The sequence below is a fragment of the Macromonas bipunctata genome (assembly GCF_002837135.1).
Taxonomy (GTDB): domain Bacteria; phylum Pseudomonadota; class Gammaproteobacteria; order Burkholderiales; family Burkholderiaceae_C; genus Macromonas_A; species Macromonas_A bipunctata.
The window spans coordinates 1-18,494 of record NZ_NWBQ01000001.1 but is presented as its reverse complement, the minus strand read 5'-3'; the positions used below and the strand labels follow the sequence as shown (position 1 = coordinate 18,494).

13 protein-coding genes are annotated in these 18,494 nt (G+C 66.8%); 7 read left to right on the top strand and 6 right to left on the bottom strand.

Translation table 11 applies throughout. From position 1 onward, the window contains the following. Positions 1-261 precede the first annotated feature (261 nt). The 3 genes from grpE to dnaJ all read left to right on the top strand — a co-directional run bounded on the left by grpE (position 262) and on the right by dnaJ (position 4,128). Positions 262-810, top strand: coding sequence for a nucleotide exchange factor GrpE (grpE, locus tag CON76_RS00060; RefSeq protein ID WP_101100861.1), 549 nt, complete (start codon positions 262-264; stop codon positions 808-810). A gap of 121 nt (positions 811-931) precedes the next feature. Beyond that, a complete protein-coding gene (dnaK, locus tag CON76_RS00055) occupies positions 932-2,872 on the top strand; it encodes a molecular chaperone DnaK (RefSeq protein WP_101100858.1) in 1,941 nt (646 codons plus the stop codon). Between the two features lie 116 nt (positions 2,873-2,988). Continuing rightward, positions 2,989-4,128, top strand: coding sequence for a molecular chaperone DnaJ (gene dnaJ, locus CON76_RS00050; RefSeq protein ID WP_101100856.1), 1,140 nt, complete (start codon positions 2,989-2,991; stop codon positions 4,126-4,128). Here the strand turns inward: dnaJ and CON76_RS13650 are convergent. Further along, positions 4,121-5,545: a methyl-accepting chemotaxis protein gene (locus CON76_RS13650; RefSeq protein ID WP_101100906.1), complete on the bottom strand. Its 1,425-nt coding sequence runs from the start codon at positions 5,543-5,545 to the stop codon at positions 4,121-4,123. The two genes, dnaJ and CON76_RS13650, sit on opposite strands and share 8 nt — an antisense overlap. 107 nt (positions 5,546-5,652) lie before the next feature. Here CON76_RS13650 and CON76_RS00040 point away from each other — a divergent pair, with 107 nt between their 5' ends. The 4 genes from CON76_RS00040 (at position 5,653) to CON76_RS00025 (ending at position 12,397) form a co-directional block, all read left to right on the top strand. Continuing rightward, complete coding sequence (locus tag CON76_RS00040; RefSeq protein WP_101100854.1) at positions 5,653-8,133, top strand: PAS domain S-box protein; 2,481 nt, start codon at positions 5,653-5,655, stop codon at positions 8,131-8,133. Continuing rightward, a complete protein-coding gene (locus tag CON76_RS00035; protein WP_145995275.1) occupies positions 8,130-9,080 on the top strand; it encodes an HD domain-containing phosphohydrolase in 951 nt (316 codons plus the stop codon). Before CON76_RS00040 ends, CON76_RS00035 begins: the two co-directional genes overlap by 4 nt. Before the next feature lie 171 nt (positions 9,081-9,251). Beyond that, complete coding sequence (locus tag CON76_RS00030; RefSeq protein WP_101100850.1) at positions 9,252-12,032, top strand: sensor histidine kinase; 2,781 nt, start codon at positions 9,252-9,254, stop codon at positions 12,030-12,032. Continuing rightward, positions 12,002-12,397, top strand: coding sequence for a response regulator (locus CON76_RS00025; RefSeq protein WP_101100848.1), 396 nt, complete (start codon positions 12,002-12,004; stop codon positions 12,395-12,397). The genes CON76_RS00030 and CON76_RS00025 overlap by 31 nt, the downstream gene beginning before the upstream one ends. Positions 12,398-12,451: 54 nt before the next feature. Here CON76_RS00025 and CON76_RS00020 read toward each other — a convergent pair whose 3' ends face one another. The 5 genes from CON76_RS00020 to CON76_RS00005 all read right to left on the bottom strand — a co-directional run bounded on the left by CON76_RS00020 (position 12,452) and on the right by CON76_RS00005 (position 18,396). Continuing rightward, positions 12,452-12,901, bottom strand: coding sequence for a response regulator (locus tag CON76_RS00020; RefSeq protein WP_101100846.1), 450 nt, complete (start codon positions 12,899-12,901; stop codon positions 12,452-12,454). 70 nt (positions 12,902-12,971) lie between these two features. Continuing rightward, entirely contained in the window at positions 12,972-15,743 is a 2,772-nt protein-coding gene (locus CON76_RS00015) for a response regulator (RefSeq protein ID WP_101100844.1), read from the bottom strand. Positions 15,744-15,756: 13 nt separating this feature from the next. Continuing rightward, positions 15,757-16,689 (bottom strand): HD-GYP domain-containing protein, encoded by a 933-nt coding sequence (locus tag CON76_RS00010; protein WP_240592686.1) that lies wholly within the window; start codon positions 16,687-16,689, stop codon positions 15,757-15,759. Then, a complete protein-coding gene (locus tag CON76_RS13335) occupies positions 16,656-16,823 on the bottom strand; it encodes a response regulator (protein WP_240592685.1) in 168 nt (55 codons plus the stop codon). The genes CON76_RS00010 and CON76_RS13335 overlap by 34 nt, the downstream gene beginning before the upstream one ends. A 31-nt stretch (positions 16,824-16,854) precedes the next feature. Then, on the bottom strand, positions 16,855-18,396 hold the full coding sequence (locus CON76_RS00005; protein ID WP_101100842.1) for a methyl-accepting chemotaxis protein: 1,542 nt from the start codon (positions 18,394-18,396) through the stop codon (positions 16,855-16,857). Between the last annotated feature and the right edge of the window lie 98 nt (positions 18,397-18,494).

The following is an 18,494-nucleotide window of genomic DNA, read 5'->3' as shown; positions in this document are numbered from 1 at the left end:
TGCTCATCTGGCTTGGGTTCGCTCACAGTTGGGCGAAGCAACGGTATTGATAGCACAACCCGCGCCCAGCCCCTCCATACAAAACACTCCCCAAACAGCAGACGACATACTGCCTCTACCTTCTCTATGGCCTCTGCGAGAGCCATAAAAAAACGGCCTCCACTGTCCACTGAAAGTTTTGTACCAACGCCTTGAAAACCGGCGCTGCGGCGCCAGCTAGGCCACAATTTGTTGTCCTTCCTTCGACGTATTTTCACCACCATGCAAGATCCGACCTACGCCCAACCGCAAGTCCCGCCCGCCGCCGAAGAACAGGAGGCCGCCGCTGCCGCCAACGCTGCCGACCAGGCCAATGCCGAAGTCAACGAACTCGAAGCCCTGAAGGCACAGAACGCCGAACTGACCGAGCAGTACCTGCGCGCCAAGGCCGACGTAGAAAACATGCGCCGCCGCACCGAGGAAGAGGTCAGCAAGGTGCGCAAGTTTGCGGTCGAAGGCTTTGCCGAAAGCCTGCTGCCAGTGCTCGACAGCCTGGAAGCCGGGCTGGCGGTGCAAGAAGCCAGCGTGCAGCAAATCCGCGAAGGCGCTGAAGCCACCCTCAAGCAGCTGCTCAGCGCGCTGCAGCGCAACAAGGTGCTGCCGATCGCCCCCGAAGCGGGCACCAAGTTCGACCCGCACCAGCACCAGGCCATCAGCGTGGTGCCCGCCGACCAAGAACCCAACACCGTGGTCACGGTGCTGCAAAAAGGCTACCTGATTGCCGAGCGCGTGCTGCGCCCGGCGTTGGTCACCGTCAGCGCGCCCAAGTAAGACTGCGGGCACACCGGGCCGCGTTTTGTGTGCGGCCAGGCCTTGAAAACCCCACGCCCGGCCACACCTCAAGCACAATCGAATTTTTCCGAATTCTCACCAAATCCTCTGGAGTTCACTCATGGGCAAAATCATCGGCATTGACCTCGGCACCACCAACTCGTGCGTGGCCATCATGGAAGGCAACACCACCCGCGTGATCGAGAACAGCGAAGGCGCACGCACCACGCCTTCCATCATTGCGTACCAGGAAGACGGCGAGATCTTGGTGGGCGCTTCCGCCAAGCGCCAGGCCGTCACCAACCCGCGCAACACCCTGTACGCGGTCAAGCGCCTGATCGGCCGCAAGTTCGCCGAAAAGGAAGTGCAAAAGGACATCGACCTGATGCCCTTCACCATCGCTGCCGCCGACAACGGTGACGCGTGGGTGGAAGTGCGCGGCCAAAAACTGGCCCCGCCGCAAATCAGCGCCGAAGTGCTGCGCAAGATGAAGAAAACCGCCGAAGACTACCTCGGCGAGGCCGTGACCGAAGCCGTCATCACCGTACCGGCCTACTTCAACGACGCACAACGCCAAGCCACCAAAGACGCCGGCCGCATCGCTGGTTTGGATGTCAAACGCATCATCAACGAACCGACCGCCGCCGCACTGGCCTTCGGTCTGGACAAAGCGGGCAAGGGCGACCGCAAAATCGCCGTGTACGACTTGGGCGGCGGCACCTTCGACGTGTCCATCATCGAAATTGCCGATGTGGACGGTGAAAAACAATTTGAAGTGCTGTCCACCAACGGCGACACCTTCCTGGGTGGCGAAGACTTCGACCAGCGCATCATCGACTACATCATCGCCGAATTCAAGAAAGAGAGCGGCGTAGACCTGACCAAGGATGTGCTGGCCCTGCAACGCCTGAAGGAAGCGGCAGAAAAGGCCAAGATTGAGCTGTCCAACAGCACACAAACCGATGTCAACCTGCCCTACATCACCGCCGACGCTTCCGGCCCCAAGCACCTCAACATCAAGCTGACCCGCGCCAAGCTGGAAAGCCTGGTCGATGAGCTGATCGAGCGCACCATTGCACCGTGCCGCACCGCCATCAAGGACGCTGGCATCAGCGTGTCCGACATCCAGGACGTGATCCTGGTCGGCGGCATGAGCCGCATGCCCAAGGTGCAAGACAAGGTCAAGGAATTCTTTGGCAAGGAACCGCGCCGCGACGTCAACCCCGACGAAGCCGTGGCCGTGGGTGCTGCCATTCAGGGCCAAGTGCTGGGCGGCGACCGCAAGGACGTGCTGCTGCTGGACGTGACCCCGCTGTCGCTGGGCATCGAAACCATGGGCGGTGTCATGACCAAGATGATCGCCAAGAACACCACCATCCCGACCAAATTCAGCCAGGTGTTCTCGACCGCCGACGACAACCAGCCCGCCGTGACCATCAAGGTCTACCAAGGCGAGCGTGAGCTGGCCGCTGGCAACAAGGCGCTGGGCGAATTCAACCTTGAAGGCATTCCGCCCGCACCGCGCGGCATTCCGCAGATTGAAGTGACCTTCGACATCGATGCCAACGGCATCCTGCACGTGGGTGCGAAAGACAAAGGCACCGGCAAGGAAAACAAGATCACCATCAAGGCCAACTCTGGCCTGAGCGAAGAAGAAATCCAGAAGATGGTGAAGGATGCCGAACTCAACGCCGCCGAAGACCACAAGAAGGTGGAACTGGTACAGGCCCGCAACCAGGGTGATGCGCTGGTCAGCTCGGTGCGCAAGAGCCTGACCGAGTACGGCGACAAGCTCGAAGCCGGTGAGAAGGACAAGATCGAAGCCGCCATCAAAGACGTGGAAGCCGCCATCAAGGGCGACGACAAGGCCGCGATCGAGGCCAAGACCGAAGCCCTGATGACCGCCAGCCAAAAACTGGGCGAGAAAATGTACGCCGATGCCCAAGCCACTCAAGCTGGTGGTGCTGAAGCCGGTGCAGCGGGCCAAGGTGCGGGCAACAACAGCCGCCCGGCCGACGACGACGTGGTGGACGCCGAAGTCAAGGAAGTCAAGAAAGACTGATGCCAGACCGTGGTGGCGTGCCCGTGTGCGCCGCCACACCCTCCATCGCCGCCGCGCCCGGGCTTCAGCAATGACCCGGCGCGGCGTTTGTGTTCAAAGCGTACCGTTGTATCAACATGGCAAAACGAGACTTTTACGAAATCCTGGGCGTGGCCAAGACCGCCAGTGACGACGACATCAAGAAGGCCTACCGCAAGCTGGCGATGAAATACCACCCCGACCGCAACCAGGGCGAAGCGGCCAAGGCGGCGGAAGAGAAGTTCAAGGAAGCCAAGGAAGCCTACGAAATGTTGAGCGACCCGCAAAAGCGCGCCGCCTACGACCAGTACGGCCACGCCGGGGTCGACCCCAACATGCGCGGCGGCCCCGGTGGCGGCGACTTTGGGGGTGGCTTTGGCGACGCGTTCGGCGACATCTTCGGCGACATCTTTGGTGGTGGCGCACGCGGCGGTGCGCGTGGTGGGCGCCAGGTGTACAAGGGCAGCGACCTGTCGTACGCGATGGACATCACGCTCGAAGAGGCGGCCAACGGCAAAGACGCGCAGATCCGCATCCCGAGCTGGGACGACTGCGACACCTGCCACGGCAGCGGCGCCAAGCCCGGCACCAGCGCCAAGACCTGCCCCACCTGCAACGGCAACGGCGTGGTGCAGATGCGCCAGGGCTTCTTCAGCGTGCAGCAAACCTGCCCGCACTGCCACGGCAGCGGCAAGATCATCCCTGAACCTTGCACCAGCTGCCACGGCCAGGGCAAGATCAAGAAGCAGAAGACGCTGGAGATCAAGATCCCGGCGGGCATCGACGACGGCATGCGCATCCGCTCCAGCGGCAACGGCGAACCCGGACGCAACGGCGGCCCAGCGGGCGACTTGTTCATCGAGATCCGCGTGCGCAAGCACGACATCTTCGAGCGCGACGGCGACGACTTGCATTGCCAGGTGCCGGTCAGCATCACCACGGCGGCGCTGGGCGGCGAGATCCACGTGCCCACCCTGACCGGCAAGGCCGCCATCGACATCCCCGAAGGCACCCAGACCGGCAAGCAGTTCCGCCTGCGCGGCCGGGGCATCAAGGGCGTGCGCTCCAGCTACCCGGGCGACCTGTACTGCCACATCGTGGTGGAAACACCGGTCAAGCTCACCGAGCCGCAGCGCGAGCTGCTGCGCCAGCTGGAAGCGTCGTTCCAGCAGAACGGCCACCAGCACAGCCCCAACGACAAGGGCTGGTTCGAGAAGGCCAAGGCCTTCTTCAGCTGAGGTGCCTGACGGCGTCGGGCTCGCGGAACGTGAGCTTGAACGCCGACACGGCGCGCTCCAGCAGCAGCGCCTGCTCCTTGAGGCTGGCGGCGGCGGCGGCGGACTGCTCCACCATCGCCGCGTTCTGCTGCGTCATGTGGTCGAGCTGGGCCACGGCGCTGTTGATCTGCCCGATGCCCTGCCCCTGCTCCGATGCGGCAGCGGCAATCTCGGCAATGGTGTCGGTGACGCGCTGCACCGAAGCCACGATGTCGTCCATGGTGCTGCCCGCGCGGCTGACCAGCGCCGAACCGGCCTCGACCCGGTTCACGCTGGTCTCGATCAGGCCCTTGATCTCGCGCGCAGCGGCCGCGCTGCGTTGCGCCAGGCTGCGCACCTCGCCCGCCACCACCGCAAAGCCGCGCCCTTGCTCGCCGGCGCGGGCGGCCTCCACCGCCGCGTTCAGGGCCAGGATGTTGGTCTGGAACGCAATGCCGTCGATCACGCCGATGATGTCGGCAATGCGGCGCGAGCTGGTGTTGATCTCCTGCATGGTCGTGACCACCTGCGACACCACCTCGCCACCGCGCTGCGCGGCCGACATGGCCGAAGCGGCCAGCGTGTTGGCGGTGCGGGCCGAATCGGTGGTCTGGCCCACGCGGTTGGTCAGATCCTCCATCGACGCAGCCGTCTGCTGCAAGTTGCTGGCGGTCTGTTCGGTGCGGTTGGACAAGTCCAGACTGCCCTCGGCCACCTCGCCCGCCGACGTGGTGATGGCACCGCTGCTGGTGCGCACCGTGGTCAGGGCCTGCTCCACGCGCCACAAGGCTTCGAGCAGGAGATGCGTGGTGGGGGATTCGGTGTTGACGTGGGTGACGGTGAAGTCCACGCTGCCGTTGTCGGCCACCAGCCGGTGCGCTATGACACTGAGCTCCTCGCCAGCCGCAAAGTCGTTGCGTGCGCGGTGCGCCAGAAAAATCATCACCATGGCCTGCGCCACCACAAACAGCGCGTGCTCCAGCACCCGGCCCCAGCCGGGCTCGGTAAAGCAGATCGGGCCCCAGCTCAGGCTTTGCCAGTAGTTGAAGCTGAGGTGGTGCAGCGCAATCACCGCCGCCGCCACTACCACGGGCAGCCAGTGCCGGTAGATGGTGGTGACGGCCAGGAAGCCAAACACGGCAAAGTGGGCCTCGGTGCGCCCCTGCGCCACCTGGATCATCAGCGCCACCAGCAGCATGCCCAGCGCGGGCAGCAGCACCTGGCTGAGGGTACTGCCGCGCCCCAGCAACGCCACCAGCCCCATGGCCGCCAGTGCAACGGCACCACCCACACTGGCCAGCCACAGGCCGTCGTAGGCCGCCCCGTAGGCCAGGCAACCCAGATACAGAAGGGCGCCGGCTACCAGAAGCACGCGGTCGTTGGGGCGTACAGTATTCATGTTGAAATTATCGCGCGTTTGCGCCAACACAAAAGGCGCGCGGATGGTTTGCAGGACAATGTCCGTCTTATGGCACACAAATACATGGACTGACCCGGCTCTCCCCGATGTGGAATACTTTTTGGAATTGGGCGACGGCGCAACCTGCGGCGGTGCTGTGGTGGATGGCGCTGCCCCTGCTGTTGCTGGGGGTTGGCGTGCTGCTGGGTCTGCAGCTGTGGCACATCCACCGCACGCGGCAGGAAGACTTGGAGCGCACCGCCACCCGGCTGCAGACGGTGATGGACACCATGGTGGACGCGCTCATCACCGTCGACCAGGAGGGCCACATCCTGTCGGTCAACCGCGCCACCGAGGCGCTGCTGGGTTGGACGCCCGCCGAGCTGGAAAGCCGCAGCCTCAAGATGCTGCTGCCCGAGACTCACCACGGCCAGTACGAACGCTACCTGCGCCACTTCCTGCAGGCCGAGCCGGGCTACGTGCTGGGCCGTGGGCGCGAGCTGCTGGCCCGCCACCGCGACGGCCACACCTTGCCCGTGCGCGTGGCGGTGGGGCGCGCGCAGGCGGCGGGCGAGCCGTTCTTTGTGGGCGTGGTGACCGACGTCACGCAGGAGCACGAGGTGCTGCAGCGCGAGCGCGACACCAAGAGCGAGCTGCTGTCGTTCATGAAGGCGCTGACCGAGCACAGCATCTATTCCGAGACCGACCTGCACGGCACCATCGTGCGTGTCAACACCGCCTTCACCCAGATCAGCGGCTACAGCAGCGAGGAACTGGTGGGGCGCAACCACAGCATCGTCAACTCGGGCGTGCATGCGCCCCACTTCTGGCAGCAGATGTGGCAGACCGTGCTGGGCGGGCGGTCGTGGCGGGCCGAGATCTGCAACCGGGGCAAGGGCGGCCAGCTGTACTGGGTGGACAGCGTGATGGTGCCGCTGCTCAACGACCAGGGCCAGATCCAGCGCATCGTCTCCATCCGGCACGACATCACCGCGCGCAAGGCCAACGAAACGCTGCTGCGCAACACGCAGCAGGCGCTGGAGGCGTCCAACCTGGCCGCGCGCATTGGCACGCTGGAGTACGACGTCCTGCGCGGCGAGCTGCACTGCTCGCGCCTGACGCAGGAGCTGCTGGGCCTGCCCGCGCCCTACGTGGCATCGCGCACGCTGACGCTGGACGAGGCCATGGCCCACGTGCTGCAGGCCGAGGCGCTGCGCGAGGCCATACGCGCCAGCATCGACGACGGCACCGGCTGGGACCTGGAGGTGCAGGTGCACCTGCCGCCGGCAGCACCGCGCTGGCTGCGCACCATCGGCAAGGCCGAGCAGCGCCGGGGCATCTGCGTGCGCCTGTACGGCACGGTGCAGGACATTGACCGCAGCAAGCGCCGCGAGCTGGAGCTGGCGCAGGCGCGCGAGAACGCCGAGGCCGCCTCGCGCAGCAAGGACATGTTCCTGACCACCATGAGCCACGAGTTGCGCACGCCCATGAACGCCATCCTGGGCTTTGGCCAGATGCTGGAGGCCGACCCCGGGCTCAACGAGGACCAGCGCGACAGCGTGACCGAGATCCTGACCGCCGGCCAGCACCTGCTGGCCCTGATCAACGACGTGCTGGAGCTGGCCAAGATCAATGCGGGCAAGGTGGACATCACGCTCGAATCGGTGGATCTGGCCGATGTGCTGCGCGAGTGCCACCACCTGATCCAGCCGCTGGCGCAGCGCCAGCACGTGACGCTGGAGTTCGAGGCCACGTGCTTCTACACCGTGCTGGCCGACCGGGTGCGGCTCAAGCAGGTGCTGCTCAATTTGCTGTCCAATGCCGTCAAGTACAACCACGCCGGGGGCAGGGTGCAGGTGGCCAGCAGCCTGACACGCGACGACGAGTGCGTGCACATTGCGGTCAAGGACAACGGCATGGGCATTGCCGCCGACGAGCTTACGCACCTGTTCCAGCCCTTCAACCGCGTGGGAACGTCGCAGTCGGCCATCGAGGGCACGGGCGTGGGCCTGAGCATCAGCGCGCAGCTGATCGAGAAGATGAACGGGCGCATCGGGGTGGAGAGCACGCTGGGCGCGGGCAGCACGTTCTGGGTCGAACTGCCGGTGGCGCAGCAGGCGCTGCCCGAGTGGGCCGAGGCCGACGACACCCCCATGCTGGAGCTGGCGCCGCCCGTGCGGCCCTACCACATCCTGTCCATCGACGACAACCCCATCAACCAGAAACTGATGGACCGCCTGCTGCGCCCGCTGCGCCACTACCAGTTGCAGGCGGCGCTTAGCCCGGAACGTGGCCTGCAGCTGGCCGAACAAGACCCGCCCGACCTGATCCTGCTCGACATCAACATGCCCGGCATGAACGGCTACGAGGTGCTGCAGCGCCTGCGCAGCTCCAGCTCCAGCACGCTGCACGCCGTGCCCGTGATTGCCGTGACCTCCAACGCCATGGCCAGCGATGTGGAACGCGGCCTGCAGGCCGGGTTTACGCACTATATTGTCAAGCCTATTACCGACATCGACGCTTTTGTACACACGGTGCGCCAGTGCCTGCACAGCCACCCACCTTTTACTTCCGCACCATCACCATGAGCATTGCCACCTCTCCAGCACAAGCCCGCATCTTTGTGGTGGACGACGAACCCGTCAACCTGAAACTGGTTGACAAGCTGCTGACCACCGAGGGCTACGGCACGCTGCACCTGATTGGCAAGCCCGAGGAGGTGCTGCCCAGCTACCAGCAGCAGCGGCCCGACCTGATCTTGCTCGACCTCAACATGCCGGGTCTGGACGGCTTTGGCGTGCTGCAGCAGCTGCAGGCGCTCAAGGATCCGCTGCTGCCGCCCGTCATCATCCTGACAGCGCAGAACGGGCGCGATTTTCTGCTCAAGGCGCTGCAGGCTGGGGCGCGCGACTTCATCAGCAAGCCATTCGACCGCAACGAGCTGCTGCTGCGGGTGCGCAACGCCATCGACGCGCGCCTGGCCCAGCTGCACCTGGAGCAGCGCGTGCAGGAGCGCACGCAGGAGCTGCAGACCGCCAACGAGCACATCAAGGCCAGCTTCCTGACCACGGTGCGCTCGCTGGTCAACCTGATGGAGCTGCGCAACAGCCACCTGGCCGGCCAGGGGCGCAACGCGGCCCAGATGGCGCGCAAGCTCGCACGCCACATGGGCGTGCCCGACGAGGAGGTGCAGCGCCTGGTGCTGGCGGCGCTGCTGCACCACATTGGCATGGTGGGCATACCCGACGCGATCCTGGAAAAACCCGTGGCCCACCTGACGTCCAGGGAACAGGGGGTGTTCCGCAAGCACGCCGAATGGGGCGCACAGGTGCTGCAGGGCATGGACGACATGCCGCCCGTGGCCGCCGTCGTGCGCGCGCACCACGAGTGCTACAACGGCCAGGGCTACCCCGACAAGCTCAGCGGCGAGCAGATTCCGCTGCTGGCGCGCATCCTGGCGGTGGCCACCGCCTACTGCGACCCGGCGGGCTGGGAGCTGACCATGCACGAGAACCTGAGCCCGGACGAGGCCTAGGCGGTGGTGCTGCGCAACCGGGGCGTGCAGTTCGACCCGGCGGTGGTCGATGCGCTGACGGCCGTGCTGGCCGGGGGCAATCCGGTCCCGGCCACGGCGGAGTGAATGCCACACCGGCGTCTGCCGGTAGCACCGTAGAATACCTCCCCACCCCCCGTTGCCACTTGCCGTATGCCGTCCTTGTTTCCTGCTGATCCGCCGGGCCACCACGCCGACGCCTTGCCAGCGGACACGGGGCATGCGGTAACGCGGGGGCTGCACCGGCTGCTGCGCACGCGGCACGCGTTCTGGAAGCTGTTTGTGCCGCTGGTGCTGCTGATGCTGGGCACGGGGCTGTTCAGCCTGCAGCAGCTGCACCTGGCCACCCAGTCGCGCTTCTACAGCCTGCAGCAGCTGGCGGTGGACAACCGCGAAGCGCAGCTGCAAGAGGCGTTTGACGCCTACCTCAACCTGCTGCGTGGCATCAACCAGGACGTGGCGCTGCGACGCTACATCCAGACCCCCAGCGCCACGGGCCGCCAGCAGGCCGAGGAATCGCTCTACAGCGCCATCCAGACCAAGGCGCAGCTGACGCAGCTGCGCTGGATCGACGAGAGCGGCATGGAGCGGCTGCGCATCAACCAGGGCCGCCATGTGGTGACGGTGGCACCACCCGGGCAGCTGCAGTACAAGGGCGACCGCTACTATTTCAAGGACACAATGGCGCTCGGGCCCAACGAGGTGTACGTCTCGTCGCTGGATCTGAACGTGGAAAACGGCGAGATCGAGTACCCGGTGGTGCCCACGCTGCGCCTGGCGCTGCAGGTGCAGGACGAGGCGCAGCAGCCGCGCGGCATCCTCATCGTCAACGTGGACGCCAGCGCGTGGCTCGACCAGTTGCCGCGCCAGAACGTGTGGGAGGAACGCAGCCAGCTGCTCAACGCCGAGGGCTACTGGCTGCGCGCCAGCAATGCCGCCGACGAATGGGGCTTCATGCTGCCGCACAAGGCGTCGTTTGCGCAACGCCACCCGCAGGTGTGGCAGCGCATGCAGGCCACGCCGAACGGCCGCCACCTGGACGCCAACGGCCACTGGATCTGGCGTCGGCTCAACTTCCGGGCCGACAGCGCCCCGCTGCCCGTGGGGCAGGCGCCGGTGCTGATCCAGGTGTCCATGCTGCCCAACACGGCGGCGCAGCAGGTGCTGCTGGGCATGGCGCTCTACATTCTGCCGGTGATGGCCATCAGCCTGGGGCTGCTGGGCTACGTGCTGCACTGGCTGGTGCGCCGCAGCCAGCACCTGTGGCGCCTGAGCGAACAGCTGGCGCACGCCACCCGGCAGGCACAGGTGAGCCAGCGCGCGCTGGAGCGCAGCAACCGCGCCGCCGACATCGGGCTGTGGTCGCTGGACACTGGCAGCGGCGTGCTGACGCTGTCGCCACCGCTGCAGCAGGAGCTGCAGGCGCTGCTGGGCAACGCTGGCAGCGTGACCTGGGACGTGCTGCTGCACGACATTGCCTGCGACGAGCAGCGGGCGCAGTTGCAGCAGGCGGTGCAGGACGTGCAGCGCGACGGCGGCCAGTTCGACCTGGAGCTGGAGCTCCAGCCCCGGCAGTCCGGGGCGCACGGCTGGTACCGCATGGTGGGCTACGCCGACACGCAGCCGCAGGCCGGCACGGGCGCCTGCATTGAGGGCACGCTGCAAAACATCAGCCCCGGCAAGCAGCGCGAGCGGGTGCTGCAGCAGGAACGCCAGCGCCTGGCCAGCATCATCGACGGCACGCGCATCGGCACCTGGGAGTGGAACGTGCAGACCGGCAGCCTGGAGATGAACGCCATCGCCTGGGAACTGCTGGGCTACCGGCCCCACGAGCTCGAATCCTTCAACATCGAGAGCTGGAAGCACCTGACCCACCCCGACGACCTGGCCTACGGCACATCGCTGCTGGCGCAGCACTTTGTGAACGCCGACGTGCACTACCGCCACGAGATGCGGCTGCGCCACAAGGCGGGGCACTGGGTCTGGGTGCTCAACAGCGGCAGCGTGATGACGCGCACCGCCAGCGGCGCGCCCTGGATGATGTTTGGTGCGCTGACCGACCTGTCGGAGCTGGTGGCCTCGCGCGAGGCGGCCAACGCCGCCAACGAGGCCAAGAGCGCGTTCCTGTCGAGCATGAGCCACGAGCTGCGCACGCCACTCAACGCCATCATGGGCTTTGGCCAGATGCTGCAATACAGCGGCGCGGCGCTGGACGAGGAGCAGGAGGATCACGTCAACGAGATCCTCAAGGCCGGGCGCCACCTGCTGGGCCTCATCAACGAGGTGCTGGACCTGAGCAAGATCGAGTCGGGGCAGCTGGATCTGTCGCTGGAGCCGGTGGCGCTGCACGAGGTGGTGCAGGACTGCGAGTGGCTGATTGCCGCCATGGCGGCCGAGCGCGACATCACGCTGGAGCTGGCGGTGGCCGAGCACTGGTGCGTGCAGGCCGACCGGATGCGGCTCAAGCAGATCTTGCTCAACCTGCTGTCCAACGCGGTCAAGTACAACCGGCCCGGCGGGCAGGTGCGCATCAGCGTGCAGGCGCAGCACGGCGCCGAGCAGGGGCCGCAGGCCTGCATCAGCGTCATCGACACCGGCAACGGCATCTCGCCCGAGCACCAGCGCCAGGTGTTCCAGCCTTTCAACCGGCTGGGCGCCGAGGGCAGCAACATCGAAGGCACCGGCATCGGCCTGACGATCTGCCAGCGCCTGGCCACGCTGATGCACGGCCACATCAGCTTCGAGAGCACGGTGGGCATGGGCAGCACCTTCAGCGTGGTGCTGCCGCTGCTGGCGGGCGGGCCCGAACCCGGCCACACCTCCACGGTCATACCCCCCCCGCACCCACCGAGGCCCCGGACGCCCGCCAGAAAGCGGCACGGCCCCGCCACAGCGTGCTGTGCGTGGACGACAACCCCTCCAACCTCAAGCTGATGACGCACATGCTGGAGCAGATGCCGGGCGTGCAGGTGCTGCAGGCGCACACACCGCAGCTGGGCATAGACCTGGCGCAGGCCTACCTGCCGCAGCTGATCCTGCTCGACATCAACATGCCCGACATGGACGGCTACAAGGTGCTGGCCCGGCTGCGGACGATCGAGTCGCTGCGCCAGGTGCCGATCGTGGCCGTGACCGCCAACGCCCTGCCCAAGGACGTGGCGCGTGGCCTGGCCGCTGGCTTCGAGGACTACATTACCAAGCCGCTGGACGTGCCGGTGTTCATCGAGAAGGTGCGCGCCTGGCTGGCTGTGCCAGACGCCAGCGCTGCGGCAACGCCGCCCCCCGCCGCCACGGCCTGAAACCACCACCCTCCTGTGGGAGGTGGCACTGATGGCGCTGGCGCGCGGGCCGCTTCAGTGCGGCGTGGCACCCATCCAGCGTGCCAGGGTGGCGTACAGCAGGTTGGGGCTGACGGGTTTGGCCAGAAAGTCGTTCATGCCCGCCTCGACGCAGCGGCGGCGGTCGTCCTCGAACACGTTGGCCGTCAGCGCCACGATCGGCACTTCAGCGCCGTTGGGCAGGGTGCGGATGGTGCGCGTGGCCTGCAGGCCGTCCATCACCGGCATCTGCAAGTCCATCAGGATCAAGTTGAACGGCGTGTGCATCACTTCCTGCACCGCCTGGCTGCCGTCGTTCGCCAGCGCCACCTGCAGGCCTTGGCGCTGCAGCAGCTTGGCCGCCACGGTCTGGTTGATGAGGTTGTCGTCCACCACCAGCACGCGGGCGTTGGCGGGCCAGTGCCAGCCTGCCGCAGGCGCTGACGTCGGCGCGGGGGTTACGGAAGCTTCGGCGGGAGTGGGCATATGCAAGGGCAAGGCAAAAAGTGGGGTCGGGTCACGGGGTGGATGAGGGCCAAGGCGGGGATGGCAGGCGTCATGGCTGGGCCAGCAGCGCCACGGCCAGGTCGTGCGCGGCCAGGAAGTCCATGCCGTCCATGGCGGCTTGCAACGCCTGTACCTGGGCCGTGGCGGGCAGGGTGTCGTGGTGCGCCATCAGCTCGTCAAAGCGGTCCAGGGCTTCCATGTCCTGTGCGGCCAGCAAGGGTATCAGATGTTCCAGACTCTGGCGCACCTGCGGCGAAAGCGCCTGCCCTTCGGCCACCGGTGCGGCGGCTGGTGCCGGCGCCATGGACGGCAGCGGCAGTGCCCACAGGCGGTGCAGGTCGTCGCTGGCCTGCTGCACCGCCTGCGCCAGGCGGTACAGCTCCACCGGGTACGGCGGCAGCAGCATGCCCGGCGCCAGCGCGCGCGCGGTTTTTTCGGCGGCGGCCAGCGCCTGCGACAGCAGGTGCGCTCCCACCGCACCGGCATTGCCCTTGAGGGTGTGCAGCAGGCGCTCGGCAAGCTTGCCTTCGGCGGCCTCCCAGTGGTGCTGGGCCTGGTGCAGCTCTTGCTCCAGCAGCGCCACAAAGCGTTGCAGGATCTTGATGTAGAACAGGCGGTCGCCCCCCAGGCGCTTGACGGCGGTCTCGGCATCCAACACCACCGTGGCCGTGACCTGCGCCACCGCCGACGACAGATCCACCGGGGCCGACGCGGACGCAGCGGCGGTGCCACCCGCCGGGGCACAGCCCAGGATGCGCTGCATCACCGCCACCAGTTGCACGATGTCAAACGGCTTGCCGACGTGGTCGTTCATGCCGACGGCCAGGCAAGCGTCGCGGTCCGAGGCCATGGCGTTGGCGGTCATGGCCACGATCGGCAAGTCCAGCAGCTTGAGCTGTTCGCGGATCAGGCGCGTGGCCTGCAGCCCGTCCATCACGTGCATCTGCATGTCCATCAGCACCAGGTCAAAGTCGAGCTGCGGCGTGGACAGGCGCTGCACCGCCTCCAGGCCGTTTTCGGCCAGCGTGACGAGGGCGCCTTCGCGCTGCAGCAGCTGCATGGCCACGTCCTGGTTGATGGGGTTGTCCTCCACCAGCAGGATGCGCACCCCGGCCAGACCCGGGCAGTGCGAGGGCGGCGCGCCCGCCAGCTCCGGCGCCGTGGCGGCCGAGGCCTGGGTGCTGCCGTGGCGCAACCAGCGTTGCATGCTGGTCTTGACGCTGCTGAAGGTAATGGGCTTGAAGAGCCAGCTCTCGCTGGCGGCGCTGGCGGTGGCGTCGGCCTTGAGCATGGCCGACCACGACAAGTCCACCCCCGGGCGCGCCAGCAGGAAGATGTGTGGCGCGGCGCTGCCGTCGGGCAGGGGCTGGCGCAGTTGCTGCAGCTGCTGCAAGGCCTGGTCCGCTGGCAGGGCCTCGATGTCGAACCACACGGCCTGGAAGGGCTGGCCGGCGGCGTGGGCTTGCTCCAGCAGCTCGCGGGCCTGGGCCGGGTCGGTGCAGGCCTGGGCGGGCCAGTGCAGGGTGGCGGCCAGGTCCAGCAGCAGGGCGCGCGCGGCGGTGTGCGGCTCGATCACCAGCAGGTGCCAGTCCTGCAAGGCGTCGGGCCAGTCGGCCAGGCCCTGCGGTTCGGCCGCCATCGGGGCCGACAAGCCCAGCGGAATCTCGAAATAGAAGGTGGAGCCCTGCCCCGGCACGCTGTGCAGCTGCAAGTCGCCGCCCATGAGCTGCACCAGGCGTCGGCTGATGGCCAGCCCCAGCCCGGTGCCGCCAAAGCGGCGCGAGGTGGAGGCCTCGGCCTGCGAGAAGCCCTCGAAGATGCGCGCCTGCTGCTCGGGCGCAATGCCAATGCCCGAATCGCGCAGCGCAAAATAGACCCACACCCGCTCGGCCTCGCGGCGCTGCACGCGCACGGTCAGCTGCACCTCGCCCTGCGCGGTGAACTTGAGCGCGTTGCTGCCCAGGTTGATGAGCACCTGCTTGAGGCGCAGCGCGTCGGCCACCACCACGCGCGGCATGTCCACGTCGATGTCAAACAGCAGCTCCAGGCGCTTGCCGCCCAGGTTGCTGAACAGGATGAAGCTCAGCTCCTGCAGCAGCTGCTCGAACTCGAACGGCTCGGGGTCAAGCTGCATCTTGCCGGCCTCGATCTTGGAAAAATCCAGGATGTCGTTGAGGATGCCCAGCAGCGACTTGGCCGCCTGCTGGGTCTTTTGCACGTAGTCGGTCTGGCTGGGGTTGAGCGCGGTGGTCTGCAGCAGCTGCAGCATGCCCAGGATCGCGTTCATCGGCGTGCGCAGCTCGTGGCTCATGTTGGAGAGGAACTTGCTCTTGACCTTGGTCGCGCTCTCGGCACGCTGCAGCGCCGCGCCGCGCAGCTCCACCTGCTGCGCCAGCTGGTGTTGCGTGTCGTGCAGCAGCACGTGGCTGAGGTGCGCGTCCAGCGAGTTGCGCACCCGCAGCAGCAGTTCGTGGCGGTCGAACGGCTTGGTCACGAAGTCGCGCGCGCCGGCCTGCAGCGCCTGCAGCAGGAAGCGGTGGCTGGACTGCGCCGTCACGATGATGGTGGGCGGCATCAGCGGGTCGTTGAGGGCCTGCAGCTGGTTCAGGACCTCGAAGCCGTTCATGCCGGGCATGTTGAGGTCGAGCAGGATCAGGTCGGGGCGCTGGCGCTGGTAGGCGGGCAGCACCTGGGCGGGGGAATCGACCAGCTCGAGTTCGGTGTAGCCCTCGCTGCGCAGCAGCTTGTCCAGCAGCTTGAGGTTGATGGGTTCGTCGTCCACCACCAGGATGCGGGCCTGGCTGCGGGAATTGTCGGTCATGGGGAAGGTGGGCTCAGCTGTCCGCTGGCTCCAGGTTGCTGTTGCGGATGGCCACGATCTCGGGCAGCAAGGCCAGGAAGTGGCTGATGATTTCGGGGTCAAAGTGGCGCCCGGACTGCTCCTGCAGCAGGCGCACCGCGTCTTCCACCGGCCAGGCCTTCTTGTAGGGGCGCGACGAGGTGAGCGCGTCGAACACGTCGGCCACCGCCACGATGCGGCCCGCCTGCGGGATGTCGGTGCCGGCCAGGCCGTTGGGGTAGCCACTGCCGTCCCATTTCTCGTGGTGGGTCAGGGCGATGTCGCGCGCCAGCTGCATCAGCACGGAGTCGCCGTCGCTGAGGATGTCGGCGCCCATCTGGGCGTGGCGCTTCATCACCTCCCACTCGTCGGGCTCGAACTTGCCGGGCTTGAGCAGGATGTGGTCGGGAATGCCGATCTTGCCGATGTCGTGCATGGGGCTGGCGTGCAGCAGCAGCTCGCAGTCGGCGTCGCTCCAGCCCAGGCTGGCCGCCATCAGCGCGGCGTAGCGGCTCATGCGGATGATGTGCAGGCCGGTCTCGTTGTCGCGGTACTCGGCGGCACGGCCCAGGCGGCGCACCACCTCCAGGCGCGACTGGTTGAGCTCCTGCGTGCGGTGGTGCACCATTTCTTCCAGCACGGTTTTCTGGTTGTGTACCAGCCGGTGCGCCTGGTGGACTTCGAGCAGGTTGCGCACGCGCATCACCAGCTCGGCGCGGTCGAAGGGCTTGGTCACGAAATCGCGTGCACCGCCGGCCAGGGCTTGTAGCAGATGCTCACGGCCGTTCTGGGCCGTGAGCATAATCACCGGCGCCGGGGTCGGGTCGTTGAGGCCATTGAGCAACTCCAGCACCTCGTAACCATCGAGGTGCGGCATGTTGATGTCAAGCAGGATCAGGTCGGGCGCTTGCTGGCGGTACAGGGGCACAGCACCTCGCGCGGGTCGGCAATCAGCACCGTTTGCAGGTAGCCTTCCTTGCTCAGCATTTTCTCCATCAGGCGCAGGTTGGCGGGCTCGTCGTCCACGACGAAGATGCGGGACTGCTGTAACAGGGTGGGCATGGTGGGGCTCCTCTCGGAATGCGGGGGGTTCTCAGCGGCCATCGAGACGGAAGGTGCTCACCACGTGCTCGAGCTGCTCGGCCTGCTGCTGCAGCGACTGGGCCGCTGCGCTGGCCTGCTCGACCAGGGCCGCGTTTTGCTGGGTCATGCCGCCCATGTCGGTCACGGCGTCGCTGACGCGGGCAATGCCCTGGGTCTGCTCGGCGCTGACGCTGGCAATCTGGCCCATGACTTCGGTGATGCGCTGGATGCTTTGTACCACGTCGTCCATGGTGGCACCAGCCTGGTGCACCAGCGTGCTGCCCGCCGACACCTGCTGCACCGAGTCGGCAATCAGGTGCTTGATCTGGCCGGCGGCGGCGGCGGTGCGCTGCGCCAGGTTGCGCACCTCGGTGGCCACCACGGCAAAGCCCTTGCCTTGCTCGCCGGCACGGGCGGCCTCGACGGCGGCGTTGAGCGCCAGGATGTTGGTCTGGAAGGCGATGCTGTCGATCAGGGCCACGATGTCGGCCACCTTCTGCGAGGAGGTCTGGATCGCGTCCATGCGCTGCACCACCTGCGACACCACGGCGCCACCGCGCTGGGCCACGTCCGACGCCGACAGCACCATCTGGTTGGCCTGGCCGGCGCTGGCCGCGTTCTGGCTCACGGCGCTGGCCAGGCCGTGCAGGGCCGTGACGACCTGCTCCAGCGCCTGGGTCTGCTGCTCGGTGCGGGCCGACAGGTGGGTGTTGCCCTGCGCAATGTCGCGCGCGGCCTGGAAGATGGCGTCGGTGCCGCCGCGCACCTGGCCCACGATGCGGCGCAGGCTGTCGTTCATGTCGCGCAGCGTCTGCTGCAGGCCGCCGATCTCGTTGCGCGAGGTGACGGGAATCTGCTGCGTCAGGTCGCCCCCGGCAATGGCGCGCGCGGCGGCCACGCCACCGTCGAGCGGGCGTGTCACGGTCTTGCGGATAAAGGGATAGATCAGCATCAGCACCGGAATGCTGGTCAGCACCGCAATCAGCACCGACTTCCAGCGCTGGTCGGCCAGGTCGGCGTTGACCTGGTCGAGCGAGACCTTCATGCTGACCGCGCCCAGCACCGTGCCTTCGGGCACCTGGTGGCACAGCAAGCAGTTCTTGCCCAGGTAGTTGCCCAGCGCCAGCGTGGGGCGGATGGCGCGCAGGTACTCGGAGTCGCCCTCCTGCACCACCTCGATGCGCTCGCGGCCGTTGGCCAGCACCCATTGCTCGCTGGCGTCGGGCGGCGCGGCGTTCTGGGCGTGGCCGGGGCCAAAGGTGTTGCTGACCGCCGGGGCCCGCAGCACGCGCACGCCGCGGATGGCGCCCAGGTGGTTGAGCTGATCCAGCAGCACCTGGCTCTGGTTGATGGTGCCGGTCACCATCATGCCGGTCAGGCCGGCCATGGTGGCCTCGTGCATGCTGTGCGAGAACTCTTGCGCCTGCTGCAGCGCCGACTGGCGGTAGACGTGGCTTTGCCAGGCGATCACGCCCGTCCAGACCACCAGCAACGCCACCCCGATGGTGAACAACAACTGCACCCAGATTTTGATATTGGCTTGGCTTGGCATGGCTGATCCTTGGTACCGCAGGGGGTGCAGCGGCGACACCCGGATGGACTCGATTTTATAGGGCGGGCAGCCACCGGTTTAACCCGGATATTTCACCA